General features: G+C 68.7%; 27 protein-coding genes. 17 read left to right on the plus strand and 10 right to left on the minus strand.

Annotated elements, in window-relative coordinates; genetic code table 11:
- Window positions 1-69: 69 nt before the first annotated feature.
- Window positions 70-2,316: an outer membrane protein assembly factor BamB family protein gene (locus OHA18_RS08255; RefSeq protein WP_329003239.1), complete on the plus strand. Its 2,247-nt coding sequence runs from the start codon at window positions 70-72 to the stop codon at window positions 2,314-2,316.
- 1 nt (window position 2,317) lies between these two features.
- On the opposite strand, the gene OHA18_RS08260 is transcribed toward OHA18_RS08255, so the two are convergent.
- The 3 genes from OHA18_RS08260 to OHA18_RS08270 are packed head-to-tail and all read right to left on the minus strand — an operon-like array spanning window position 2,318 to window position 4,693.
- Window positions 2,318-3,139 (minus strand): class I SAM-dependent methyltransferase, encoded by an 822-nt coding sequence (locus tag OHA18_RS08260; protein ID WP_329003240.1) that lies wholly within the window; start codon window positions 3,137-3,139, stop codon window positions 2,318-2,320.
- Complete coding sequence (locus tag OHA18_RS08265; protein ID WP_329003242.1) at window positions 3,136-3,759, minus strand: TetR family transcriptional regulator; 624 nt, start codon at window positions 3,757-3,759, stop codon at window positions 3,136-3,138. The genes OHA18_RS08260 and OHA18_RS08265 overlap by 4 nt, the downstream gene beginning before the upstream one ends.
- Before the next feature lie 58 nt (window positions 3,760-3,817).
- Window positions 3,818-4,693 (minus strand): Gfo/Idh/MocA family protein, encoded by an 876-nt coding sequence (locus OHA18_RS08270; RefSeq protein WP_329003244.1) that lies wholly within the window; start codon window positions 4,691-4,693, stop codon window positions 3,818-3,820.
- A gap of 177 nt (window positions 4,694-4,870) precedes the next feature.
- On the opposite strand from OHA18_RS08270, the gene OHA18_RS08275 reads away from it, so the two are divergent.
- Window positions 4,871-7,252 carry a hypothetical protein gene (locus OHA18_RS08275; RefSeq protein ID WP_329003246.1) on the plus strand — a complete coding sequence of 794 codons (2,382 nt, stop codon included), beginning with the start codon at window positions 4,871-4,873 and terminating at the stop codon, window positions 7,250-7,252.
- Window positions 7,253-7,538: 286 nt separating this feature from the next.
- Window positions 7,539-8,726: an elongation factor Tu gene (tuf, locus tag OHA18_RS08280; RefSeq protein ID WP_329003248.1), complete on the plus strand. Its 1,188-nt coding sequence runs from the start codon at window positions 7,539-7,541 to the stop codon at window positions 8,724-8,726.
- A 15-nt stretch (window positions 8,727-8,741) separates the two neighbouring features.
- On the opposite strand, the gene OHA18_RS08285 is transcribed toward tuf, so the two are convergent.
- Window positions 8,742-9,008 carry a DUF4031 domain-containing protein gene (locus tag OHA18_RS08285; RefSeq protein WP_329003249.1) on the minus strand — a complete coding sequence of 89 codons (267 nt, stop codon included), beginning with the start codon at window positions 9,006-9,008 and terminating at the stop codon, window positions 8,742-8,744.
- Window positions 9,005-9,709: a copper homeostasis protein CutC gene (locus OHA18_RS08290; protein ID WP_329003250.1), complete on the minus strand. Its 705-nt coding sequence runs from the start codon at window positions 9,707-9,709 to the stop codon at window positions 9,005-9,007. The genes OHA18_RS08285 and OHA18_RS08290 overlap by 4 nt, the downstream gene beginning before the upstream one ends.
- 235 nt (window positions 9,710-9,944) lie before the next feature.
- Between OHA18_RS08290 and OHA18_RS08295 the strand changes: the two genes are divergently transcribed.
- Together OHA18_RS08295 and OHA18_RS08300 are read left to right on the plus strand one after the other, a co-directional pair.
- Window positions 9,945-10,982: a LacI family DNA-binding transcriptional regulator gene (locus OHA18_RS08295; protein WP_329003251.1), complete on the plus strand. Its 1,038-nt coding sequence runs from the start codon at window positions 9,945-9,947 to the stop codon at window positions 10,980-10,982.
- Window positions 10,983-11,055: 73 nt separating this feature from the next.
- The gene (locus tag OHA18_RS08300) at window positions 11,056-11,271 is read left to right on the plus strand and encodes a hypothetical protein (protein ID WP_329003252.1); all 216 of its coding nucleotides are present in this window, start codon (window positions 11,056-11,058) and stop codon (window positions 11,269-11,271) included.
- A gap of 63 nt (window positions 11,272-11,334) precedes the next feature.
- Here the strand turns inward: OHA18_RS08300 and OHA18_RS08305 are convergent, their stop codons facing one another.
- Window positions 11,335-11,679 carry a hypothetical protein gene (locus tag OHA18_RS08305; protein WP_329003253.1) on the minus strand — a complete coding sequence of 115 codons (345 nt, stop codon included), beginning with the start codon at window positions 11,677-11,679 and terminating at the stop codon, window positions 11,335-11,337.
- 173 nt (window positions 11,680-11,852) lie between these two features.
- On the opposite strand from OHA18_RS08305, the gene OHA18_RS08310 reads away from it, so the two are divergent.
- From OHA18_RS08310 to OHA18_RS08325, 4 genes are all read left to right on the plus strand, one after another.
- A complete protein-coding gene (locus tag OHA18_RS08310; RefSeq protein ID WP_329003254.1) occupies window positions 11,853-13,304 on the plus strand; it encodes an amidase in 1,452 nt (483 codons plus the stop codon).
- A gap of 125 nt (window positions 13,305-13,429) precedes the next feature.
- On the plus strand, window positions 13,430-13,792 hold the full coding sequence (locus tag OHA18_RS08315; RefSeq protein ID WP_329003255.1) for a hypothetical protein: 363 nt from the start codon (window positions 13,430-13,432) through the stop codon (window positions 13,790-13,792).
- Window positions 13,789-14,223, plus strand: a complete 435-nt coding sequence (locus tag OHA18_RS08320) for a hypothetical protein (RefSeq protein WP_329003256.1) — start codon at window positions 13,789-13,791, stop codon at window positions 14,221-14,223. Before OHA18_RS08315 ends, OHA18_RS08320 begins: the two co-directional genes overlap by 4 nt.
- Window positions 14,220-15,719, plus strand: coding sequence for a multicopper oxidase family protein (locus OHA18_RS08325; RefSeq protein ID WP_329003257.1), 1,500 nt, complete (start codon window positions 14,220-14,222; stop codon window positions 15,717-15,719). Before OHA18_RS08320 ends, OHA18_RS08325 begins: the two co-directional genes overlap by 4 nt.
- Window positions 15,720-15,787: 68 nt before the next feature.
- On the opposite strand, the gene OHA18_RS08330 is transcribed toward OHA18_RS08325, so the two are convergent.
- From OHA18_RS08330 to OHA18_RS08340, 3 genes are read right to left on the minus strand one after another with little or no spacing between them, the layout of a single operon-like run.
- Complete coding sequence (locus tag OHA18_RS08330; protein WP_329003258.1) at window positions 15,788-15,943, minus strand: hypothetical protein; 156 nt, start codon at window positions 15,941-15,943, stop codon at window positions 15,788-15,790.
- 43 nt (window positions 15,944-15,986) lie between these two features.
- Window positions 15,987-16,469, minus strand: coding sequence for a Clp protease N-terminal domain-containing protein (locus OHA18_RS08335; protein ID WP_329003259.1), 483 nt, complete (start codon window positions 16,467-16,469; stop codon window positions 15,987-15,989).
- Window positions 16,469-16,693 carry a hypothetical protein gene (locus tag OHA18_RS08340; RefSeq protein WP_134123803.1) on the minus strand — a complete coding sequence of 75 codons (225 nt, stop codon included), beginning with the start codon at window positions 16,691-16,693 and terminating at the stop codon, window positions 16,469-16,471. The genes OHA18_RS08335 and OHA18_RS08340 overlap by 1 nt, the downstream gene beginning before the upstream one ends.
- Before the next feature lie 203 nt (window positions 16,694-16,896).
- Here OHA18_RS08340 and OHA18_RS08345 point away from each other — a divergent pair, with 203 nt between their 5' ends.
- Genes OHA18_RS08345 through OHA18_RS08365 form a run of 5 tightly spaced genes read left to right on the plus strand, consistent with a single transcriptional unit; the run spans window position 16,897 to window position 19,570 of the window.
- Window positions 16,897-17,223, plus strand: a complete 327-nt coding sequence (locus OHA18_RS08345; protein WP_329003262.1) for an ArsR/SmtB family transcription factor — start codon at window positions 16,897-16,899, stop codon at window positions 17,221-17,223.
- Window positions 17,220-17,690, plus strand: coding sequence for an SRPBCC domain-containing protein (locus OHA18_RS08350; RefSeq protein WP_329003263.1), 471 nt, complete (start codon window positions 17,220-17,222; stop codon window positions 17,688-17,690). The genes OHA18_RS08345 and OHA18_RS08350 overlap by 4 nt, the downstream gene beginning before the upstream one ends.
- 3 nt (window positions 17,691-17,693) lie before the next feature.
- Entirely contained in the window at window positions 17,694-18,302 is a 609-nt protein-coding gene (locus OHA18_RS08355; RefSeq protein ID WP_329003264.1) for a dihydrofolate reductase family protein, read from the plus strand.
- Between the two features lie 2 nt (window positions 18,303-18,304).
- On the plus strand, window positions 18,305-18,892 hold the full coding sequence (locus tag OHA18_RS08360; RefSeq protein WP_329003265.1) for a dihydrofolate reductase family protein: 588 nt from the start codon (window positions 18,305-18,307) through the stop codon (window positions 18,890-18,892).
- 9 nt (window positions 18,893-18,901) lie between these two features.
- Window positions 18,902-19,570, plus strand: coding sequence for a DUF6928 family protein (locus tag OHA18_RS08365; RefSeq protein ID WP_329003267.1), 669 nt, complete (start codon window positions 18,902-18,904; stop codon window positions 19,568-19,570).
- Here the strand turns inward: OHA18_RS08365 and OHA18_RS08370 are convergent.
- Window positions 19,555-20,235: a peptidyl-tRNA hydrolase gene (locus OHA18_RS08370; protein ID WP_329003269.1), complete on the minus strand. Its 681-nt coding sequence runs from the start codon at window positions 20,233-20,235 to the stop codon at window positions 19,555-19,557. The genes OHA18_RS08365 and OHA18_RS08370 overlap by 16 nt on opposite strands.
- A 33-nt stretch (window positions 20,236-20,268) precedes the next feature.
- Between OHA18_RS08370 and OHA18_RS08375 the strand changes: the two genes are divergently transcribed.
- The 3 genes from OHA18_RS08375 (at window position 20,269) to OHA18_RS08385 (ending at window position 22,895) form a co-directional block, all read left to right on the plus strand.
- Window positions 20,269-21,060: a thymidylate synthase gene (locus OHA18_RS08375; RefSeq protein WP_329003270.1), complete on the plus strand. Its 792-nt coding sequence runs from the start codon at window positions 20,269-20,271 to the stop codon at window positions 21,058-21,060.
- Entirely contained in the window at window positions 21,057-21,512 is a 456-nt protein-coding gene (locus tag OHA18_RS08380; RefSeq protein WP_329003271.1) for a dihydrofolate reductase, read from the plus strand. Before OHA18_RS08375 ends, OHA18_RS08380 begins: the two co-directional genes overlap by 4 nt.
- Before the next feature lie 123 nt (window positions 21,513-21,635).
- Window positions 21,636-22,895, plus strand: coding sequence for a toxic anion resistance protein (locus tag OHA18_RS08385; RefSeq protein WP_329003272.1), 1,260 nt, complete (start codon window positions 21,636-21,638; stop codon window positions 22,893-22,895).
- The last annotated feature ends 11 nt before the right edge of the window (window positions 22,896-22,906 follow it).

Raw genomic sequence — 22,906 nt, forward strand, 5'->3', positions numbered from 1 at the left:
CCCCAACCGCAAGGTGGCGGTGGGGTGATCGAGGGCTGGTTGTAGAGGTCCGGCTGGCAGACTGAAGCGGTGGTGGAGCTTCGGGCGCAGTGGGCTGACCTGGTGCCCGGGTCTGTCCCGCTGGCGGACGAGCTGGTCGCGCGGTACGTCGAACGCAACCGCCGCGTGTACCGGGACCACTACCTCGGCATCGTCCTGACCGCGCTGGACTCCCTCATCCAGCTCTCCACCGACCCGACCAGCGTCCGGCTCGCGGCCTGGTTCCATCGCGCGGTCCACGAGCCCGGCGGCACACCGTCCGAGGACGCCGAGGCGTCGGCCCGGTTGGCCGAGCAGCTCCTCCCGCAGTACGGCGTACCGCCGATCCGCATCGCCGAGGTGGCCCGGCTGATCCGCCTGACCGGTGACCTCGCCGCACCACCACCGGATGCGTACGCCCCACCCCGCCGCGACGCGAACGGCGACGTACTGCTCGACGCGGTCAACGCGATCCTCGCCTCCGACCCCAGCCGGTACGCCGTGCACACCGCCGAGGTACGGCGCGACGCCGGCGACCGCAAGGCCGCACTCGAGCACCGGTACGACGAAGTACGCGAGCTGCTCGACGGACACCTGTACCGCACCCAACTGGCCCGTCAACGGCTCGGTCCGGTCGCCCGCGTCAACCTCGAATCAGAGCTGGCCTGTCTGGACAGTGAGCTCCCAGCGCCGTGGCGTGGTTGGCAACAAGCCGCACTGACCGCCTCCGCCACCTTCACGGCGATTGCTGCCGCTGTAGTCGCCATAGCCGCGTCTGGTGCGTCCTGGCAAACCCCCGCAGCCGAAAACGAAGCAGGCTGGCCGCCTGTCGCGATGGCTGTCCTTTCCTTCTTCAGCGCGCCGATCCTGTTCCGCTGCGCCCGCAGCGCCAGCCAGCGCGCTCGCCTCATCGCCGGCGCGGTACCGGCGATCGCCGTGACCGGACTGCTCATCGCCTGGGCCCGAGCGCCCAGAACGAACGTTGCCGTCGGCGTCGGTCTCCGCGTCCCGTTGATGATCTCCGCACTGCTCCTGCTGCTGATCGCCGGCGCTGCAGCTCTCGTCGCCTCGCTGCTCCGCACCAGGACCGCCCGGTTCCTCCCCGCCCGCAACCTCGGCCAGCAACTCGCCTGGCTGGCCGCACCGGCCGCGGTTGCCCTCATCCTGTTGCTGATCATCCAGCCGCTGTCGCGTGGCTATGTGCTCGGCTCCAACGAGCGTGTCGAGGGAACACCACGCGAGGCCGGCAAGGCGATCCCGTCCCTGCTCGACGGCAGCGTCGCCTGGGTCAGCGAGTCGATCGTCGGTACAGGCGCAGAAGAAGCGATCGGCACCCGCTACGGCATCGCGATCCCTCGCCCGAGCGGTGTGGTGGAGATGCTCGACGCAGCCTCCGGCAAACTGCGCTGGCGGTACAGCCGCTCCGACTCCGACGAGAAGCCAGTCATCGCAGCGACCGGCAACGGCGACTATGTGCTCGCGCAGTTCGCCGATGTCGGCTACCTCTTGCTGGACGCGAACACCGGGCAGCGCAAGGCGGCCTGGCCAGGCCGTACCCGGGACCGCTACATCCAGCAGTCCCAACCGCTGCTGACTGGCGAACGCTCCGGCAAGCTGCACGGCGTGGATCCGAGTGGCCACGAGCGCTGGACATACGACTCCGGTGACTGCACCGACCTGGGCGCCATCGCCACGGCCGAGACCGTGGTCACCTTCGTCAGTCATACCTGTGCCGAACGGCCGGACGAGATGGCTGCACTGGACGTCCAGTCCGGCAAGAAGCTGTGGACCAAGACCTCGGACACGTACCGCCGACCGGTTGTTGTCGGTGGCCTGGTGGTCGTGGCCGAGCCCGGCGGGGACTCCGACGTACCTGCCGCGTTGACAGCGATCGAGCCACGCACCGGCGACATCCGCTGGCGCTGGGAAGTGCCGAAGACCTGGGCCTGCCGCACTCTCCTGAACGCAGCTGGGAAGTACCTGATCGTCGTCGACTGCCCGGGCCCGAGCAGCCTGGAGAACCGGAAGACAGTCGTCACCGCGATCGACGCCAACACCGGTCTGACCGCCTGGCAGACCCAGGCACCGGTCAGCCCACGCATAAAGGTCACCGTGACCGCGGACGGCCGCGTCATCTCACTGAGCCGCGGCCAGACCAGTTGCATGGCGAACGTGATCAGCCAGACCGGCTTCCGTCAGGTCCGTCTGCCCACCGGCATCTCCTGCAACCGCGACCCCCGCGCCGTCGGCAACCTCGTCCTCACCTCCGGCACGGACACCGTCATCGCGCTGCACTGACTCAGAACTTGTAGTGCAGTACGACGTTGCCGCGCCGGGACAGCGACTCGCTGTGCGCGGACAGCTTGTTGGCCCACCGCAGCCCGGCCGGGAACTGCTCGACCTCGGGCTCGCGGGTCATCAGGATCTCGCGCACCAGCTGGAGTTTCGGGTTCCACTGCTCCGGCGTCCGCGGGTCGTCGAAGCCTTCGGACCGCATGATCGCCCGGACGGCCTTCCCCACCGGGAAGATCTTCGCGGCCTTCACCGCGAACGTCGAGTATCCGTTGAACGCGATCTCGCCGCTCGGGAAGTGGTCGATGATCCGGTTCAGGATCGCGCTCCACTCGGCCAGCGGGAAGAACGCGAGCAGCCCGTCCGCGACCACGACCGCCGGCCGGTCCGACGGGATCGCGTCGAGCCAGCCCGGGTCGGCGAGGTCCGCGGCCACGTCATGCGCGCGTGGATGCGCCGGGATCAGCTGTCCGCGCGCGGCGACGACATCCGGGAAGTCGACGTCGTACCAGTCTGCCGTCGCCGGCAGGTCGATCCGGTGCGCGCGTGAGTCCAGCCCGGCGCCGAGGTCCAGCCCGATCGCGTCCGGGTGGCGGGAGACGAAGTCCTGCGCGAGCTGGTCGAGCTTCAAGGCCCGGTGCGCGATGTAGATCGCACTGCTCGGGCTGACCTTCAGCGCGCGGTAGTCGTAGTCGAGCGTCCGGACGATCTGGTCCGCGCGCTCGTCCCCCAGCAGCGGGTGGTCCCGCCGGTTGTCGAGCGCCCGGCCGCACAACGTCAGCCACAGGCTGTTCTCGAGTTGGTCGAACTCCGGGAGCGTGATCGTCACGGCTCGCTCATCTCCTCGTCCGCCGCGGTCGCAGCCCGCAGCGCAGTGTCGTCGGTGTAGAGGCCATAGGTGTAGAGCTCCAGCGTCGGTACGGCGAGCCGGCGCAGTACTGCGGGACCGAACTCGTCCTGACCGAGCGCCCGCGCCAGCGCCGGCGGCATCGTCAACGTGGCGAGGCTGACGAGGACGTTCAGCACGGCCAGCGCCCGCGGGTCGGAGGACTCGCGCATGGCGCCGGCGGCCACTCCGGCCTGGTGCACTGCCTCCGCCTCGCCGACGATGCGCTCCACGAAGGACTGCGCGGCCGGCGAGTCCTCCGCCAGTGCCCGGTTCATGTACTGGAGCTGGGACCGGTACCCGTCCGGGTCTGCGAGGTACTCACCGAGCAGATCGGACGTCCCCGCGGCCCGGGCCCTGCTCGTCAGCACCTCCAGCACGTACTCGTCGCAGACCGCCCGCAGCCCGTCCTTGCTGCCGAAATGATGGATGACCAGCGCGGGACTGACCCCGGCGGCGGCCGCGATCGCACGGACGTTCGTCTTCTGGAATCCGTCCCGGGCGAACAGCTCGATCGCCGCGTTCCGGATCCGGGCCGTCGCCGTGAGATCCGCTGTACGCATGTTCAATAGACTAAACACTTGTTCAGCGATGGGCAAGCCGAAAGAGCCCAGGGACCATTCAGGACAGCTGCTGCTGGGCGGAGGCCAGGAGCTCGACGATGCGGGTGCCGTAGGCGACATCAGTCGGGTGGGACTCGCCTGACTCCGCTGCTACGACCAGCTCCTCCGCGGCGAGCCGGAGCGAGTCAGCGGCCGGTGTGGTGCGCTGCGGCAACAGCGCCGTACCGGACTCGCCCCAGACTCCGGTCTCGAAGGTCTGCCCAGCCGGAGGGGCAGACAGGGTGATGCTGACCGTGCTGGTCGCACCGGACTCGTGGGTGAGGACCATGTGGATCAGACCGTCGTCGCCACCGACAGCGCGCAGCTCACCGATCGGACCGACCATCGACGTCAGGTTGGACAACGCGTGCGGGCCGACGTCCCACAGCGCACCCCACTGCTCACGCCGCCAGACGGAGTTCACGTAGGGGTTGCCCGGCGCGTCCAGTGACGCCAGCATCCGGCTCCAGCCGCCCTTCCAGCCGCCGGTGGCCGCCAGCCCCGCGAAGAACTCCCGCATCGGCGGATCGAACCGCTGGGTGAGCATCACGACCGACGCGATGCCTTCGTCCGCGACCTCGTCGGCCAGTGCCCGGGCGTCGTCCAGCGAGTCTGCGACCGGCTTGTCGAGCAGGAGATGCTTCCCCACCGCGGCCGCCTCGAGCGCCATCGCCGCCTGCACCCTGGGCGGTACGGCGAACGCCACCGCATCCACCGACTCGAGTAACTCCGCGTAGTCGTCGTACCCCGGTACGCCGAGCTGACCTGCGAGGACGGCGGTTTTCTCCGGGTGCCGGCCCCAGACACCGGTCAACTCGACCCCGTCCGCCGCCGTGAGCCCGGGACCGTGCGTCCGCGTCGCCCACGGGCCCGTCCCCACCAGACCGAACCGCATCGCGCCCTCCCAAGGCCGAAAGTGTGATCTGCACCGCAATTCCACCGGTGGAATTCGATGCCGGACGCACCTGTCGAACCGGTCAGGTGACGAGCCGATATCGCTTTGGCCACGACCCTATCCGGGAACCCCGGATCGGTCGGTACAGGCTCCCGAGGGGTGCCAGACTCCTTAGCCATGGACCTGCGCGACCAGTGGAATCGCCTGCTGCCGCACGCGCAGCCGTTGGGCGAGGATCTGCTGGCTCGTTACGCAGAGCAACAGCGCCACTATCACGACCAGCGCCACCTGACCGAGGTCCTGGAAACCATCGACCAGCTCGCCGACTACGCCGACGACGCGGACACGGTGCGGCTGGCGGCCTGGTTCCACGACGCGATCTACGACCCGCAGGCCGACCCCGGCGAGAACGAGGAGGTCTCGGCCCAGCTGGCCGAGCTCGAGCTGGCGGCGTACGGCGTCGAGGCCGCGCAGGTCGAGGAGATCGGCCGCCTGGTCCGGCTGACCGCGAAGCACGACTGCGCGGCGGACGACCGCAACGGCGCCGTACTGTGCGACGCCGACCTGCGGATCCTGAGCCTGCCGCCGCAGCGGTACGACGAATACGCCGCCGGGATCCGGCAGGAGTACGCGCACATCGCGGAGCGGGATTTCGCCCGCGGCCGGATGACGTTCCTGCAGGGCCTGAGCGAGACGCGCCTGTACGCGACGCCGAGAGGCCATGAAGAATGGGAGCGACCTGCCCGCGAGAACCTGACCCGGGAGGTCGGGGCGCTGGGCCCTAGGGCGGCCCGACCGATCGGCGGGCTGATTCCGGTCATCTACTTCGGTGCTGGGCTCGGTGCGGTCGTCGCGTCCTCGGTCCTGCTCGGCCGTGGCCTCGGTGCGGCCGCCAAGTGGCCGGCCGATCCGTCCGAGGTCGCCGGCTTCCCGGTGTGGGCGCCGATCGCCGGTACGGCGGTGTCGGCGGCGCTGACCTGTGGATGGTTCCGACGTTCTCGGCAGCGACTGGTGACCATTCCGGCGGTCGTGTTCGCTGTCGTCGGTGTGGTCGCGATCGGCGTGTGCTGGTGGCGCTGGCCGGCCGCACAACCCGGCGCAGCCATGTCGGAGCGTTGGCCGTACCTGATGCTCGCTTCCGTGGCACTAGTACTCGCCGGTGCGCTGCTGGCACTGGCGCGACGGTTGCGGCTCGCACCGCCGTACGCGCAGGCTCCTCCGGGCTGGCTGGGTGTCGGTGCGACCGCCGTGTGTGGTGCGCTGCTGGCGTGGGTCGTGGTGTCGGCCGGTGAGCCGTTCGTACAGGCCCGGCTCGAGACCGCCAACACGGTCAGCACAACCACCACGATCGAGCCGACCCAGCTGCCGGTCCAGCTCGACGGAACGCTGGCATGGAGCCGTGAGGTCCCAGCGACCGGTGCGATCACCGGTACGGCGGGTGGAGTCGCCGAACTGCGCTCGGACGGCGTGGTGATGTCGGACGCGGCCACTGGCCAGATCCGGTGGCGCTACAGCCGCGCCGACGTACAGGATGCTGCGTCCAGTGGCGCGAAGGGCCTGCTGGTGTCAGCGGATACCCGGACGATCGCAGCGCATCTCCCGCAGTCCGACTACCGCGAACCTGCGGGCATCGACCTGCCTACGTACGCAGTACTGGATGCGCTGAGCGGCAAGGTGCTGACCGAGGTCCACACCGACGGGACGGCACTGGCAGTCGACGAGAACCAGCTGCTCGTGGCTGAAGGCAAGTACGTCGTCGCGCACGGCGTGAGCAACCCGACGCACTGGCGGGCGCAGGTGCGCTGCAACGTGACCCAGGGAACGCTCATCGGCGACCTGGCGGTTGTGGTGGACGCGTGTGCCGGAAACAGCGCCGTCGTACGCGGTCTGGATCTCACGACCGGGGCCCAGCGCTGGGAGGTCGATCTGGGCGCACGGATCGACCTGAGTGCGGAGCTGGACCCGTCTACCTGGGTCGGGGACCTGGTCGGCGTACCGGACACCCGTGAAGTGTCGGGGCTGATCTGGACCGGGGCCGCCGGCGGGACGCTGTACCAGTGGAGCGTCGATGTCAGCGAGGGCCACATCATCTGGACCACGCCGGTGCCGGGCACACCGCGGCCGCGACTCGGGTCGTCGTCGTGCGACGCGCAGTTGGCGGCAACTCACGCGTCACTAGTACTGGTGACGTGCCGCACCGGCAACGATCCTGGACAGCCACAGACGTACGACGTGTCGTCGTCCAGTCCTGCTGACGGGACACCGCAGTGGCATCACCTCCTGCAGGTGCCGCCGACGCTGCAGCAACCGGAGTACCCGCGCAACGGGTTCGGACTGTTGCCGGACGGGCGCGTGGTCACGCTGATGCCGCAGCCGAACGGCAGCTGCTCCCCCGTCATGATCGGCACCACCGGTGTCCAGCCGCGACCGATCCTGCCCAGCGTCAACGCCCAGCCGGTGGCCAAGTCCGAAGAGGTCACCTGCAACAAGCCGGCTGTCACAGTGGCCGCCGCCCGCCCCGTCTTCTCCGACGGCACCCGGCTGTTCGCGCTCAACTAGGGAATTACTTTGCCGTCGGCACGGTTGATGTCTACCGTGATCCGCATGTCCCGCGTGGTTTTCTTCGAGCACGACCTGTCAGGCACCGGCCTGACAGGTGCTCCCACGTGGGCGACGTCAGTCGATTCAGCAACCTTCACCGGCACTCGAAGCTGACCCTCCTCCTGCTGAGCAGGACCCGCGGAGGAGGGTGGCTCTCACCGGCCCCCTCCGTGTGGTGACAGCACGGGAGGGCTTGCCGGAGGGTCCTGGCTCTTTCGAATCCTCTGACCTGTAAGGACTTTTCATGGCCAAGAGCCAGTTCGTGCGGACGAAGCCGCACCTCAACATCGGCACGATGGGTCACGTCGACCACGGCAAGACCACCCTCACCGCCGCGATCACCAAGGTGCTCGCGGAGCGCGACCCGAGTGTCAACCGCTTCATCGCCTTCGACGGCATCGACCGTGCGCCGGAGGAGATCCAGCGCGGGATCACGATCAACATCTCGCACGTCGAGTACGAGACCGCGACCCGTCACTACGCGCACGTCGACATGCCCGGGCACGCCGACTACGTGAAGAACATGATCACCGGCGCCGCGCAGGTGGACGCCGCGATCCTGGTCGTCTCCGCACAGGACGGCGCCATGCCGCAGACGCGCGAGCACGTGCTGCTCGCCCGCCGGGTGGGCGTGCCGTACCTGGTGGTCGCACTGAACAAGGCGGACACCGTCGACGACCCCGAGCTGCTCGACCTGGTCGAGCTGGAGGTCCGTGAACTCCTGTCGGAGTACGGCTTCCCGGGTGACGACGTACCGGTGGTGCGCGTGTCCGGTCTGAAGGCGCTGGAAGGCGACCCGAAGTGGACCGCCACGATCGGTGAGCTGCTGGACGCGGTGGACGCGTACGTGCCGGTGCCGGACCGTGAGCTCGGCGAGCCGTTCCTGATGCCGATCGAGAACGTGCTCACCATCAGCGGCCGCGGCACAGTGGTCACCGGTGCGGTCGAGCGCGGTTCGCTGAAGCTCGGCGACGCGGTCGAGGTCGTCGGGCTCGGTCCGACGGTCACCAGCACGGCGATCGGCATGGAGACGTTCGGCAAGTCGCTGGAGTCCGCGGACGCGGGCGACAACGCGGCGGTACTGCTGCGTGGCGTGAAGCGCGACGAGGTACGTCGCGGCCAGGTGGTGGCGTTGCCGGGCAGTGTGCAGCCGCACCGGAAGTTCCGGGCGACCCTGCACGCGCTGTCCACGGCCGAGGGTGGCCGGCACACCCCGTTCGCCGCGGACTACCGCCCACAGTTCTACTTCCGTACGACGGACGTGTCGGGCGGCATCGACCTCGGTGAGATCACCCTGGTGATGCCCGGCGACACGATCGACCTCGGCGTGGAGCTGGAGAAGCCGATCGCGATGAACGTCGGCCTCGGCTTCGCCGTCCGCGAGGGCGGCCACACCGTAGCCGCCGGCACCGTGACCGAACTGCTCGACTGAACAACGGCCCCCGATCTACTCGGTCGGGGGCCGTTTTCTGTGCCGCAGGCCCGCAGCGGTGATGCGGCTGACCAGTTCGCGGCTGGAGACCGGTACGGCGCCGGCGGCGACCAAGTCGTCGTAGCGGTCGCTGGGTACGTCGTAGTGGTCGCGGTCGAAGCCGCGGGACGGGATGCCGGCGGCCTTCGCGAACGCGTGCAGTTCCTCGTAGGACTCGTCGCTGACCAGGTGGGACCAGACCCGGTTCCAGGCCGGCCAGGCCGGTGGGTCGATGAGGATCATTCGCGGGCATCCTGCGCGTCGAGCAGGTTGCGCCAGGAGCGGACGAACCGGGAGTTCACGTACGCCTTGGTCCACGAGCCGTCCTGGCGGACCGACGTACCGACGTGGAAACGGCGTACGCCGCTCTGGAACAGCCAGGGCACGTACTCCGGCTGCAGCCCGCCGCCGGCCATCATGACGCCGGCAACAGCAGGGTCCTCTTTGGCCAGCTTGCACAGGTCGTCCAGGCCGTGGCTGACACCGATCGACGAGCCGGCCGTCAGCACGCAGTCCAGGCCGGGCAGGGTGCGCAGTGCACGCCAGGCCTGCTGCTGCTCGAGCACTGCGTCGATAGCGCGGTGGAACGTCCACGGCGTACCGGCGAACGTACTGGTCAGCGCGGACACCGACTCGACGTCCACCTGGTTGTCGGGCGTCAGGAAGCCCAGCACGAACCCGTCCGCGCCGGCAGCCAAGTAGGACTGCGCCATCGCGGTCAGCCGGTTCAGCTCGGCGCCATTGGTGGTGAACGAGTTCTCCAGCCGCAGCATCACCCGCAACGGCAGATCGGTGACCCGCCTGATCGCGCTGACGGTCGACACCGACGGGCACAACCCGTCCGCCTCCATCGAGGCGCACAGCTCCAGCCGGTCCGCCCCACCCTCCTGCGCCGCCTCCGCGTCCGCCGGATGCAGCGCGATGATCTCCAGCAACGAACCCATACCGGCATCATCCCGCACCTGGCACCCGCACGGCCGCCGCGACCCGTACCGACGGACGGGTAGTGGTCGCCGCCAGGGCCTCCAACCCCGCCCGGCCCCCGCCTGGGCCGGTCGGCAGACCCCACCACTACCCGTTCTTCGGTACGCCCTCGAATTGGTGTTGCACTCTCCGGAGGTCTTCTGTATCGTTTTTCTAGATCGATTTAGAAGAACGATACAGAAGAGGTGACCGGAGATGGCAGGAGTGACGCTGAAGACCGTGGCCAAGGCCGTCGGCGTATCGCCGTCGACCGTCTCCAACGCCTACAACAAGCCCGACCAGCTCTCCTCCGCGCTCCGCGAGCGGATCCTGGCCACCGCGCAGGAGCTCGGGTACTCCGGGCCGGACGCGTCGGCCCGGGCGTTGCGGAGCGGGAAGGCCGGCGCGGTCGGCGTGCTCTTCACCGACAAGCTGGCCTACGCCTTCTCGGACCCGTACGCGGTCGGCTTCCTGGCCGGGCTCGCGGAGGTCGCCGAGGAGTTCGCCACCAGCCTGCTGCTGATGCCGCTCAGCTCGACCGACATCGCCGGCGGGAGCAACGCCGTACAGCAGGCTGCCATCGACGCGGCGGCGATCTTCTGCGTGCCGGGCGGACATCCGGCGCTCGAGATCCTGGCCAACCGGGGCATCCCCGCGGTCTCCACCGATCGGGGCGATCACCCGGACCTGTCCTGGGTCGCGATCGACGAGGTGGAGGCGGCCGCGCAGCTGGGCGAGCACCTGGCCCGGCTCGGTCACCGCGACGTCGTCGTACTGGTCGACAACGCCCAGGCCGCCGGCGGCCGTCCGGTCGAACTGACGCCCGACGAGGTCGGGTACACCGACTGCGAGCTGCGGATCCGCGGCCTGCAGAAGACGATGCCGGACGCGCGGCTGCGGATCGTCTCCGGCGGCCACAACGCGTTCGCGTCCGGGCTGCGAGGCGCGGAGTACGTGCTCGACTCGCAGGACCGGCCGACCGCGATCGTCGGACTGAGCGACGTCCAGGCGATCGGCGCGATGGAAGCGATGAAGGTCCGGGGCCTGACCCCGGGTCGCGATCTGACCGTGGCGGGATTCGACGACATCCCGGCCGCGGAGACTGCCGGGCTGACCACGGTCCGCCAGCCGATCAAGGACAAAGGACGCACGGTCGGACGGATCCTCCTCGACCCGTCGAGCACCGAGCGCCAGGTACTGATGCCGACGCAGCTGATCGTCCGCTCCAGCAGCGGACCGGCTCCGAAGCGCTGACAACTCCACACACCCACCTGGAACCGTCCGGTTCCCAGGTTGATCAACCACGCTCTCAGGAGGGAGCAGAATCATGACGTACTTCATCCCCGGCAACACCGCGGTCGAGAACGCCCGCAACCTCTCCCAGTCGGCCCTCCCCAACGCTCCCCAGGTCCACGAGGAGCCGGCCCCGCGTCGCACCGCCCCGGTCCGCACCCGCCTCAGCGCCGCACTGCGCGCTGCCGCGGAACGCGAACTGCGCCTCGCCAACCGCATCGACCCGACCTGCACCACGGTCGCCGGCTGAGCAGCTGAATCGCCGAGCCCCACGTCCTCCTTCGGACGTGGGGTTCGGCTATGCGGCGGTCAATTACGTCAGGCGGCCCAGTGGGGCGACTGTGATGCCGGCTCGCTCGCAGACCCAGTGCGGGTCGGGGCCGAGCTCCGGCTCGATCCGGAGCTCGTGGTCGTGCAGATCGTCGCAGGCGGTGCAGCGTGGCCAGCGCACTCCGGAGTCGACCAGGCGGTCCTGGACGTCCTGGGCGACCAGCCCGGCGATGTGCTCGGCGCCGTCGGGCCACTGATCCAGCCACCACTGGCGGCCGGCCACGGCATCCTCCAGCAGGGACACCATCACCGCGTCGTCAAAACCCCGCGCCGCCAGGTCATGCAGGACCATGGCTCGCGCACTCAACAACACCCCTGGCTCACTCATCGCCCTTCAGAGTGCCAGACGACACCGACAAAACCCCACCGAAGAGCTTCGAAGCACCGAAACCCGCGGCGAGGGCGAGTCCGCGGCTTGCCGGTGGAGCTGGCGCGTTCACCTTTCCCGTTGTGCGAAAAGACATTTTATGGCTTCTGAGGCGGGCCGTTAGCGTCAGAATCATGGATCAGAGTCTTCAGTCGGCCGAAGAGATCGCGGCCGCATTGCGTGCAGGTGAAGTGACCTCCGTGGAGCTGACCGACGAGGCGATCGCTCGGATCGAGCGGGACGACAAAGTGATCAACGCGATCTGCGTGCCGGACTTCGACCGTGCGCGGGCCGCCGCGCACCGTGCCGACCAGGCGCGCGCCCGCGGCGAGGACCGGCCGCTGCTCGGTATTCCGGTGACGGTCAAGGAGTCCTACAACGTTGCCGGGCTGACCACGACCTGGGGCATGCCGCAGTACCGGGATTATCTGCCGGCCGAGGACGCGGTACAGGTGTCGCGGCTCAAGGCTGCCGGGGCGGTGGTGCTCGGTAAGACCAACGTGCCGTTGGGGCTGCAAGACATCCAGAGCTTCAACGAGCTCTACGGCACCACCAACAACCCGTGGGACCACGATCGCACCGCGGGCGGGTCCTCCGGTGGGTCGGCGGCGGCCCTGGCGTGCGGGTTCGGAGCGCTGTCCATCGGTTCCGACATCGCCGGCTCGCTGCGCACCCCCGCGCACTTCTGCGGAATCTACGCACACAAGCCGACACTCGGGCTGGCGGCCAACCGCGGCATGGTCCCACCGGCCACGCCGGCGTTGCCGTCCGACTTCGACCTCGCCGTCGTCGGTCCGATGGCACGTACCGCCCGCGACCTCACGCTCCTGCTCGACGTCATGGCCGGGCCGGACCCGCTGACGCTCGGCCTCGCGTACGACGTGACCCTGCCTCCCGCGCGCCACGAGCGGCTGTCCGACTTCCGGGTCCTGGTTCTCGACGAGCATCCGCTCATTCCGACCGGGTCCGCCGTACGGGCGGGCGTGGAGAGGGTGGCCGCTGCGCTTGTCGACGGCGGCGCCCGGGTCGAACGGCATACTCCGTTGCTGCCCGACCTGACCGAGGCCGCGACCCTCTACACGCAGTTGCTGATCTCGAGCTCCACCGCGCGCTTTCCCATCGAATCGCTCGAGCAGCTGCGGACCCGCGTCGCCGGACTGCGCGCGGACGACCAGAGCCTGGATGCTGCGCGGCTGCGCGCCATCCTGTTCAGCCACAGCGAATGGATGGAGGCGAACAACCGCCGCGAACTCCACCGCCACGGCTGGCGACAACTGTTCGCCGAGTTCGACGCCGTGGTCTGCCCGATCACGCCGACGCCCGCGTTCCCGCACGACCACACACCCAACCTGCTGGAACGACGCATCGACATCGACGGCGTGGAGTACCCGTACATGGACCAACTCGTCTGGGCCGGGCTGGCCACGATGCCCGGCCTACCCGCCACCGCCATACCCACAGGTCCGTCCCCCGAGGGCCTGCCGGTAGGAGCACAACTCATCGGCCCAATGTTCGAGGACCGCACCCCATTACGCCTCGCCGAACTACTCGAGCAGCAGCTCGGCGGCTTCCAGGCACCGAGCTAGGCGTACGACGGGGTCCTGGCGAGGCCGAGGTGCGGGTGGGTCTGCGGGAACCAGCTCCCCCGATCCCCGACTCAGGGTGATATCTGGTTGATCTACATGTAGACAGCCTACTATTGTCTGTCTACATGAGGTCCTTGGTCGCCCTTCGTGTGATCGCCGGCGTACATGCCGTGGCGATCTGCCTGCAGCCGGTGTTCGCGGGCGTTTACCTGGACGGGTCCCCGGGCGGGATGCGGATGCATGAGCCGACCGGGCTGGCCTTGGTCTTCCTCGGGCTCGCACAGTTGCTGACGGCAATGATCTGGTGGCGCGCCGGCGGGCGTTGGGTGGTGCCGGTGGTGAGCCTGTTGATCCTGGCCGGCGAGGTCGTCCAGGTCTCGATGGGTTACAGCCGCCAGTTGGCGATCCACATCCCGCTCGGCATCGCGCTGGTGGCCGGCGCGGTCGCGTTCGCCTTCTGGGTCAACCGTCAGCGGGTGGCAGCATGACGGCCGCGCTCGAGCAGCCGACGGTCAAGGTACGCCGTCCGCGCCTCAGCCTGCTGCTGCTTCGTATCACCCTGGTCGTGCACGCCGCGCTGGTGATCGCCCAGCCGATCGCGGCCGGGTACTTCCTCGCGGGCAACGTCGATGCGATGACCGACATCCACGCCACCATCGGCGGATCTATCTGGATGGTCGCGTTCATCCAGACCGTCGTCGCCGCGTGCTACACGCTGGCGGGCCGCGGCCGGATCTGGCCGGCCGTCGTGTCCGCAGCACTCGTCGTCGCGGAGTTCGTCCAACTCACCTTCGGCTACCTGCAGAACTTCGCCGTACACGTGCCGCTCGGCACCGCCATCGTGACCGCCGTTGTCTGGATGACGGTCTGGTCGTTCCGTTCCACCGCACGCCTGAGTCGCCGGGAGGCGAAGCGATGAAGTTGTCCCGCCGCGGATTCCTGGCCGCAAGCGCCGCCTTGACCTTGACCGGCTGCGGCCAGGAGGCCAAGCCCGCACAAGCCGGCGAACTCCTGCGCAGCAAGGCGAAACTCCCCGCACCGTTCCAGGTCCCGCTGCCGATCCCACCGGTCAAGAAGCCGACCCGCTCGGACGCGAAGGCCGACTACTACCGCGTCGTCCAGCGCAAGGCGAGCCTCGAGATCCTCCCCGGCCTCAAAACCGAAGTGATGGGGTACGACGGCCTGTTCCCCGGACCGACCTTCGACGTACGCAGCGGTCGGACAACTGTCGTCGAGCAGGTCAACGAGCTCGACGTGTCGACCGTGGTCCACCTGCACGGCGGCCACACGCCGGCGCCGAGCGACGGCTGGCCCCTCGACCTCATCATGCCCGCGAACGGCGACGACATGGACCACCACATGGCCGGCGGCGACATGGCGATGGGCAGTCGCACCTACACGTACCCGAACACCCAGCGCGCGGCGACCCTCTGGTACCACGACCACACCATGGACTACACCGGCCCGCAGGTCTATCGAGGACTGTTCGGACTGCACCTCATCCGCGACGACGAGGAAGACAATCTCCCGCTCCCGAAGGGCGATCGGGAGATCCCGCTCGTCATCGCGGACCGTGCGTTCACCGCGGACGGCTCGTTCCTGTACCCGGCCGCGAAGGACGGTCCCGGCGTCGAACCGGCGTACATGGAAGGTGTGATCGCCGACGTCACGCTGGTGAACGGCGCGCCATGGCCGGTGCACGAGGTGGACGCGGTCCGCTACCGCTTCCGGATCCTGAACGCCAGCAACGCCCGCCGGTACGAGCTTGCCTTCGACAACGGTCCGGCGACCTTCGTGCAGATCGGCAGCGACGGTGGACTGCTCGACAAACCCGTCGAACACAAGACCGTCGTGATCGCGCCGGCCGAACGGTTCGACGTGATCGTGGACTTCTCGCAGTACCAGCCCGGCGACGAGGTCACGGTCGTCAACAAGCTGGACAACAACGCAAGCGTCATGCGCTTCAAGGTCGCCCGGAAGGCCGTTGACGAGAGCCACATCCCGGCCAAGCTCTCGTCGTACGCCGTGACGCCTCGCCCGAACGGCGTCGTACGGCGGGAGTGGCGATTCCGGCGAGGTGGTGGCCACTCGGGGTGGACGATCAACGGGAAGGCGTTCGATCCCGCCGTGATGCAGGCGCAGGTGAAGCTGGATCAGTACGAGATCTGGACCTTCGTCACCGACGTGCACCACCCGGTGCATGTCCACCTCGCGCCGTTCCAAGTGCTCAGCCGCGGCGGGAAGACGAAGGTCGCGGAGTACGACCACGGCTGGAAGGACACGGTCGACATCCGGCCCGCCGAAGTGGTCGAGGTGCTGGTGAAGTTCACCGCCCACAAAGGCAAGTACCTGATCCACTGCCACAACCTCGAACACGAGGACATGGCCATGATGGCCGCCTTCGAAACGATCTAGGTACGCCGCAACCGCAGCGCCGGAGGTGGTGCAGTCGGACGTCGCCGGCGTACCGAGTGGAAAGCCGCTCACCGGGTCGGTTGTGAACGCACCCGCGCCGAGCAGCCCGACTCCCCGAGCTCACCGGGATGCCGGAGTACGTCGTACCCCGAGCCTTTGAACGCACCCTCGAGCAGGAAGACGACCACGAAGAGCGGGCCCGCAACCAGTCCGCACGCCAGCAACCGATCGGTCAGGGTGCGCGGTCGACGGCTGTTGGCGTAGACATCAGCGGGTGCCGGCGGCTAGGGCTTCGGCAGCTCTGGTGCGTAGGGCTGCGCGGTCGACGCCGGCGGCTTGGAGGGCTCGGGCGACGCGGCCGCGATCGGTGGCGAGGAGGCCTACCAGGACGCGCATCGGGCCGATGCGGCCGCCGCCCAGCTTCGGTGCGGCGTCCATCGCGCGGTGCAGCAGGAGCTTGGTGGACTCGCCGATGTGCGGGTCGCGACCCCGGTCAGGTGTTGCTTCCGGCAACAACCCCATCCGGACCGCGATCCCGGCGACGGCCAGGCTCTGCTCCCACTCGCGGTTCAGCGCGGTCCGGATCGCCTCCTCGGTCAACCCCTCGTCGGCCAGCAACTGCGCGGCCGCCGACTCCTGCATCCCGGCCAGCGCGAGCAGCACATGCTCGGCCTCGATCGTCCGGGAGCCGTCGCGGCGGGCCTCGTCGCGGGCCGACCGCACCAGGATCTGGCGAATATCCGTCGACATCAGCGCCTCCTCAGGGCAACACCGGCGGCGAGCAGCCGCCGGGCATGTTTCTTGTGCACCGCCTGCCGGGTGACCCCCAGCACCTCGGCCACCTCGGACCAGCTCCAGCCGGACCGCATCGCGCGCTCCACCTGGCTGTCCTCCAGCCGGTCCGCCAGCCGGCGCAACGCCACCACCGCGGCCAACCCGGCTGCGGGGTCCTCGGGATCCACCAACTCGGTCATGTAAGCAACCTAAGTTGACAACCTCGGTCTGTCAACCCAGGTTGCTAACCGCAGGTGGGTTCACCTATCGCGTGGTGGGTTCGCCGCCGGTACTCCGGGGCGCGAACCCACCACGCGATGGGTTGACCCACCCGGGGTTGACGGCGGGGGCGGGGTCTGGATATGGTCAACGTGTTGGTTGATCAAGGGAATGGTTGATAAACATGGTAGTTGATGATGATCAGCTCGACCGGTCGTTCGCTGCACTGGCCGACCCGGTCCGGCGGGCGATGATCGCGCGACTGTCGCGCGGACCGGCCACCGTCAACGAGCTGGCCGAACCGTTCCCGATCACCAAGCAAGCGGTGTCGCGGCACATCCAGGTGCTCGAGGCCGCCGGGCTGATCACCCGGACCCGGGACGGCCAGCGGCGCCCGTGCCACCTGGTGCCGGCCGCCCTCGAGGCACTGACGGGCTGGATCGACAACTACCGGCTCGAGACCGAACGCCGCTTCCGCCGGATGGAAGCACTACTGAAGGAGAACCAATGACCGGCACCGTCATCAACACCCCGACCGGCACCCCGTTCGTCGAGGTCACCCGGGAGTTCGCCGCCACGCCGGCACAACTGTTCAGGATCATCTCCGACCGAGACCTGGTCGCCGACTGGCTCGGCCCGCGCGACCTGGACGCCACCGTCGAGGAGTACGACGCCCGCACCGGCGGCGCCTACCGCTACATCCACCGCGACGAGGCCGGTGAGTACGCGTTCCGCGGCGTCTTCCACACCGTGGAGCAGGACAAGATGATCATCCAGACCTTCGAGTGGGAAGGCGCGCCGGGTCAGGTGTGCATCGAGAAGCTGACGCTCGAGCCGACCGGGACCGGCGTCCGTTTCCACCAGCAGTCGGTCTTCCCGTCGGTCGAGTCGCGCGACCAGTTCATCGAGCACGGCATGGAGCACGGCATCAACGACTCGATGGATCGTCTCGCCGAGCTGCTCGCGAAGGAGAGCTGACCGATGAGCCAGGTCGTGGTGGAGATCTCGGTGTCACTGGACGGATACGTCACCGGCCCCAACGTCGGTATCGACAACGGGCTCGGCGACGGCGGCATGGCCCTGCACGACTGGGTGTTCCACGGCAACGACGCGGATCGCGCCGTACTGGACGCCGCCTTCGAGGCGACGGGCGCAGTCGTCCAGGGGCGGAACCTGTTCGACATCATCGACGCTCCGAACGGATGGAGCGACGAGATGGGGTACGGCGCGAAGCCGACCGGCGAGGTGAACCCGCCGATCTTCGTCGTCACCCACGCGGCGCCCGGGAAGACCCGGCTGGGCGATCGCTTCCACTTCGTCACCGACGGGGTGGAGAGCGCGGTCCGGCGCGCCGTTGAAGTTGCCGACGGCAAGGACGTGAACGTGATGGGCGGTGGCCAGGTCTGTCACGAGGTGCTCGCTGCCGGGCTGGCCGACGTACTGCGGTTGCACCTGGCGCCCGTCGTACTCGGTGCCGGGACCCGGCTGTTCCCCGCCGAGGCCGCGCCGCCCGTCGGGCTGGAGCTGGTCGAGTGCATCTCCACGCCGACCGCTCAGCACCTCACCTATCGAGTTGTGAAGGAGAAGTAGCCATGGGCAACGTCATCGTCTCCGCAGTGGTCTCGCTGGACGGGTTCGTCGCGGACACCGAGGACGGGGTCGGCCCGCTGTTCGACTGGTACAACAACGGCTCGGTCGAGGTGTACGGGACGGACCCGGGCAGGCCGTTCCAGGTCAGTCCGGCGAGCGCGGAGTACCTGAAGTCGACCTGGCCGAAGGTGCGCTCCTGTGTGATCGGACGCCGCCTGTTCGACATCACGAACGGCTGGCACGGCGTACCGGCGGTCGGCGACCACGTGTTCGTCGTCACCCACGAGCCGCCGACCGACTGGCCGTTCGCGGACGCGCCGTTCACGTTCGTCAACGGCATCGAGGCCGCGGTCGCCCAGGCCAAGGAGTTTGCCGGCGACGGCGACGTCAGCATCACCGGCGGCAACCTCACCGGGCAGGCACTCGCCGCGGGCCTGGTCGACGAGATCGCCTACAGCCTGGCCCCCGCCCTCCTCGGCAGCGGCCGCCGGTTCTTCGGCGACTACGTCGGGCCCGAGATCCTCCTCGGCAACCCCCGCGTCGTCGAAGGCGACCGAGTCACCCACCTGCACTACCGCGTCATCCGGTAGAAATACCCGATGGGCGCCAAGGACTGGATGATCATGTACGCCGACACGGACGTCGCCGGCGTACTCCGTCGGCATCCGCCGATCGATCGCGCGGCCACGCGGGCCCTCGTCGCACGACTCCACCCGGACACCAGCCTGATCCCGATCGCGGACGGCACCCTCGCGGACCAGTCCAACCCCGAGGACGGAACGGTGTACGCCGGGGTCTATCCCGGGCTCACCGTGCTCCTGACCGAGGAGGCCGCCCACGACCGCCCCTCCCGGCTGTCCCAACGGTTCATCGACGAGGCGCGCGGGCGGAAGGTGTACCTGCATGCCATGCACAGCGTCGTGGGGTGGTTCGCGTACGCGGTCTGGGAGAACGGCGCGTTGCAGCGATCGCTGAGCCTCTCACCGGATGACGGGATTCTGGAGCGCATCGGCGACCCACTACCCTTCGAGCAGCCGTACTGGGCCGGCGAGCGCGCCGAGGAAGGCGACGATGCCGCCTGGGCCGAGTTCACCAAGTTCGTTGTCGTCGAGGGGGCGACCAAGGCGGCGCAGCCGTTCGACTTCAACCCGTTGGAGCTCGGCGAGGATGCGCTGAGCGCGCTGTTCGGCTTCGTGTACGAGGGAACGCCTCCGGACGACGCGCCGGACCTGGAGCGGATCGTGCTGGCGGGTTATCGCCTGAGTTGAGGGTGGTCGGCGATCACGGTGCGGGAGCCTGGCGCGATCTCGGTGAAGCCGGCGTCCTGGACCACGGGGAGGCTGGTCGCGAGTAGTTCGGTCCATCGAGTGCGGGTCGCCGTACGGACTGCCAGCCTGAACTCCGTCGCTTCCCACTCCTTGCGGGCCTCGTCCGGCAGGTCCCACCAGGCGAGTTGAGCGGCGTGACCGCATTGCGCCATCGCTTTGCCGCTCGACATCTCCAGCGCCGGATTCACCCACAGGACCGGTACGCCGGGCTCGACCGGCGGGAGCGCCTCGGCGTCGACAAAGTCGGTGCCACTCACCTGCAGGTTGGCGAGCTCGGCCGGTACGGCGTCGACCGCCGTCGGCGGGAAGACCCGAACCTCAGCGGCAGCTGTCTCCGGCTCCTCGGCCCCCACCCCGCTGCCGTGCACCGTGATGCCCGGCAGCGCCTCGGTCCGACGCCACTCGGCTCCGCGAGCACGCTTCACGATCTTCCGGATCCGATCGTCCTGCCAGGTGGTCATCGCCCCGGTCCACTCCCCCTCGCCGTACGAGCGCTCGTCCGCCAGGATCGCCAGCACCGCCCGCGCCGCCGTCTCCAAGGCATCGGTCTGCGCCGGCCGCGCATTCTTCTCGACTCGCACTACGAGAGTCAGCACTTGTTCCACGCCGCGAGTCTGCCAGGGCTGTAGGTTTGCTTCATGCAGCAGTACCTGGATCTTCTTCGGCATGTGTTGGACAACGGGGCGGAGAAGGGCGACCGGACCGGGACGGGCACGTTGAGCGTGTTCGGGTACCAGTCGCGGTACGACCTGCGGGACGGGTTCCCCGCGGTGACGACGAAGAAGCTGCATCTGCGGTCCGTGATCGGGGAGCTGATCTGGTTCCTCAGCGGGTCGACGAACATCAAGTGGCTGCACGAGAACAACATCTCGATCTGGGACGAGTGGGCCGACGCGGACGGCGAGCTCGGGCCGGTGTACGGCTACCAGTGGCGGTCCTGGCCGACGCCGGACGGACGGCACGTCGACCAGATCACCAAGCTGATCGAGTCGATCAAGAACAACCCGGACTCCCGGCGCCACATCGTCAGCGCATGGAACGTCGCCGACGTGGACGACATGGCGTTGCCGCCGTGTCACACCATGTTCCAGTTCTACGTCGCGGACGGCCGGCTCTCCTGCCAGCTGTACCAGCGGTCCGCCGACATCTTCCTGGGCGTTCCGTTCAACATCGCGTCGTACGCGCTGCTCACGCACATGGTCGCGCAGCAGACCGGGCTCGAGGTCGGCGATTTCGTCCACACGCTCGGCGACGCCCACCTGTACCTGAACCACCTCGACCAGGCCCGCCTGCAGCTCACCCGCGAGCCGCGCCCGCTGCCGACGCTGCAGCTGAACCGGCGCGACTCGGTCGACGGCTACGAGATCGCCGACGTCGAACTGGTCGGCTACGACCCGCACCCCGGCATCAAGGCGCCCATCGCGGTATGAGCATCATTTTGATCGCCGCGGTCGGTCGGAACGGTGTGATCGGGCGGGACAACGACCTGCCCTGGCGCATCCGTGAGGACCTTCAACGGTTCAAGCAGCTCACGCTCGGCCACACCCTCGTTATGGGCCGCAAGACCTACGACTCGATCGGCCGCCCGCTGCCGGGCCGCCGTACCGTCGTCGTCACCCGCCGGCCCGACTGGTCCGCCGACGGCGTCGCGGTCGCCCACTCCCTCGACGAAGCCCTCGCGTACGACGGCACGCTGTACGTCGCCGGCGGCGGCGACATCTACCGCCAAGCGCTCCCCCACGCCCACGCCCTCGAACTCACCGAGGTCGATCAATCTCCCGAGGGCGACGTTTCGTTCCCGGAGATCACCCGGGCAGACTGGACAGAAACCACCCGTGACCCCCGCGACGGCTTCGCCTTCGTTAGTTACCGTCGCAGCTAACAACGAGTAGGCAACGAGCGGCCCACGGGAACCCGGAACCGACTAGATTGTGTGCGCGTCACGGAGGTGACAGCGTGCGGGCGGGAGGGGACGCCTGCCACAGGCCACCGGAGGGGAACGACGATGACCGAAGCAGACAACACAGCAGGTGCGGCACAACCGGCCGCCGCGGCGCAGCCGTTGCAGCCGCCTACTGCCACTGCGCCGGGGTTGATACTGACCGCTCCGCCGCCGTCACAGCCTGTCGCGGCCACCGCGGCACCGACGATGGCGCCGGCTGTGGACGCGGCCGCGTTGCCGGGGCTCGACTCAAAGGTCGACACCTTCCTGACCTCCCTGATGGCGGCCGAGCCGCGGTCGCCGGAGTTCGCGGCGAAGGCGGGCGACGTCCGCAGCATGGGCGACGTCGACATCCGCGCAGCCGCGGACAGCTCGAACCGGCTGCTCAAGGCGCCGGTCCGGGCGCTGCAGGAAGGCGGTCTGTCCGAGGGCTCGACCGTCGGCAAGACGCTGCTCGAATTGCGCCGTACCGTCGAGGACCTGGACCCGAAGGAAGCGACCGGGCCCAAGAAGCTGCTCGGGATGATCCCGTTCGGCGACAAGATCGAGGACTACTTCCGCAAGTACCAGAGCGCGCAGAGCCACCTCGAAGGCATCCTGCACAGCCTGCGCAACGGCCAGGACGAGCTCGGCAAGGACAACGCCGCGCTGAACCTGGAGAAGCAGAACCTCTGGGACGCGATGACGCGGCTCAACCAGTACGTGTACGTCGCCGAACGCCTCGACGCGCGGCTGTCCGCGGCGATCGCGGAACTCGAGGCGACCAACCCGGAGAAGGCGAAGGCGTTCCGCGAGGACGTGCTGTTCTACGTCCGGCAGAAGCACCAGGACCTGCTCACCCAGCTGGCCGTGTCGATCCAGAACTACCTGGCCATCGACATCGTGATCAAGAACAACATCGAGCTGATCAAGGGCGTCGACCGCGCATCGACGACCACGGTCTCGGCCCTGCGTACGGCGGTCATCGTCGCGCAGGCCCTGGGCAACCAGAAGCTCGTGCTGGACCAGATCACCGCGCTGAACACGACCACCAGCGGCATGATCGAGCGCACCTCGCAGATGCTGCGGGACAACTCGGTCGCGATCCAGCAGCAGGCCGCGGCGGCGACGATCGGGCTGCCGCAGCTGCAGGCCGCGTTCGCGAACATCTACGCGACCATGGACGCGATCGACACGTTCAAGGTCGAGGCGCTGGACAACATGGCCGCCACCATCGGCACGCTGGAGACCGAGGTGACCAAGTCCCGCAGCTACCTGGACCGGGTCGCCCAGCAGAACCAGCAGGTCGTGCACGGCAGCCTCGATCTCGACCTCGGTCGCTGATCCACACCTCA

The organism is Kribbella sp. NBC_00709 (genome assembly GCF_036226565.1).
GTDB lineage: Bacteria > Actinomycetota > Actinomycetes > Propionibacteriales > Kribbellaceae > Kribbella.

Excerpts from the sequence above, each read along its gene's own strand:
- OHA18_RS08265 (WP_329003242.1), bottom strand. The coding sequence starts at position 3,759 with ATGCGTACAGCGGATCTCACGGCGACGGCCCGGATCCGGAACGCGGCG.
- OHA18_RS08270 (WP_329003244.1), bottom strand. The coding sequence starts at position 4,693 with ATGCGGTTCGGTCTGGTGGGGACGGGCCCGTGGGCGACGCGGACGCAC.
- OHA18_RS08275 (WP_329003246.1), top strand. The coding sequence starts at position 4,871 with ATGGACCTGCGCGACCAGTGGAATCGCCTGCTGCCGCACGCGCAGCCG.
- tuf (WP_329003248.1), top strand. The coding sequence starts at position 7,539 with ATGGCCAAGAGCCAGTTCGTGCGGACGAAGCCGCACCTCAACATCGGC.
- OHA18_RS08285 (WP_329003249.1), bottom strand. The coding sequence starts at position 9,008 with ATGATCCTCATCGACCCACCGGCCTGGCCGGCCTGGAACCGGGTCTGG.
- OHA18_RS08290 (WP_329003250.1), bottom strand. The coding sequence starts at position 9,709 with ATGGGTTCGTTGCTGGAGATCATCGCGCTGCATCCGGCGGACGCGGAG.
- OHA18_RS08295 (WP_329003251.1), top strand. The coding sequence starts at position 9,945 with ATGGCAGGAGTGACGCTGAAGACCGTGGCCAAGGCCGTCGGCGTATCG.
- OHA18_RS08300 (WP_329003252.1), top strand. The coding sequence starts at position 11,056 with ATGACGTACTTCATCCCCGGCAACACCGCGGTCGAGAACGCCCGCAAC.
- OHA18_RS08305 (WP_329003253.1), bottom strand. The coding sequence starts at position 11,679 with ATGAGTGAGCCAGGGGTGTTGTTGAGTGCGCGAGCCATGGTCCTGCAT.
- OHA18_RS08310 (WP_329003254.1), top strand. The coding sequence starts at position 11,853 with ATGGATCAGAGTCTTCAGTCGGCCGAAGAGATCGCGGCCGCATTGCGT.
- OHA18_RS08315 (WP_329003255.1), top strand. The coding sequence starts at position 13,430 with ATGAGGTCCTTGGTCGCCCTTCGTGTGATCGCCGGCGTACATGCCGTG.
- OHA18_RS08320 (WP_329003256.1), top strand. The coding sequence starts at position 13,789 with ATGACGGCCGCGCTCGAGCAGCCGACGGTCAAGGTACGCCGTCCGCGC.
- OHA18_RS08325 (WP_329003257.1), top strand. The coding sequence starts at position 14,220 with ATGAAGTTGTCCCGCCGCGGATTCCTGGCCGCAAGCGCCGCCTTGACC.
- OHA18_RS08335 (WP_329003259.1), bottom strand. The coding sequence starts at position 16,469 with ATGTCGACGGATATTCGCCAGATCCTGGTGCGGTCGGCCCGCGACGAG.
- OHA18_RS08340 (WP_134123803.1), bottom strand. The coding sequence starts at position 16,693 with ATGACCGAGTTGGTGGATCCCGAGGACCCCGCAGCCGGGTTGGCCGCG.
- OHA18_RS08345 (WP_329003262.1), top strand. The coding sequence starts at position 16,897 with ATGGTAGTTGATGATGATCAGCTCGACCGGTCGTTCGCTGCACTGGCC.
- OHA18_RS08350 (WP_329003263.1), top strand. The coding sequence starts at position 17,220 with ATGACCGGCACCGTCATCAACACCCCGACCGGCACCCCGTTCGTCGAG.
- OHA18_RS08355 (WP_329003264.1), top strand. The coding sequence starts at position 17,694 with ATGAGCCAGGTCGTGGTGGAGATCTCGGTGTCACTGGACGGATACGTC.
- OHA18_RS08360 (WP_329003265.1), top strand. The coding sequence starts at position 18,305 with ATGGGCAACGTCATCGTCTCCGCAGTGGTCTCGCTGGACGGGTTCGTC.
- OHA18_RS08365 (WP_329003267.1), top strand. The coding sequence starts at position 18,902 with ATGGGCGCCAAGGACTGGATGATCATGTACGCCGACACGGACGTCGCC.
- OHA18_RS08375 (WP_329003270.1), top strand. The coding sequence starts at position 20,269 with ATGCAGCAGTACCTGGATCTTCTTCGGCATGTGTTGGACAACGGGGCG.
- OHA18_RS08380 (WP_329003271.1), top strand. The coding sequence starts at position 21,057 with ATGAGCATCATTTTGATCGCCGCGGTCGGTCGGAACGGTGTGATCGGG.
- OHA18_RS08385 (WP_329003272.1), top strand. The coding sequence starts at position 21,636 with ATGACCGAAGCAGACAACACAGCAGGTGCGGCACAACCGGCCGCCGCG.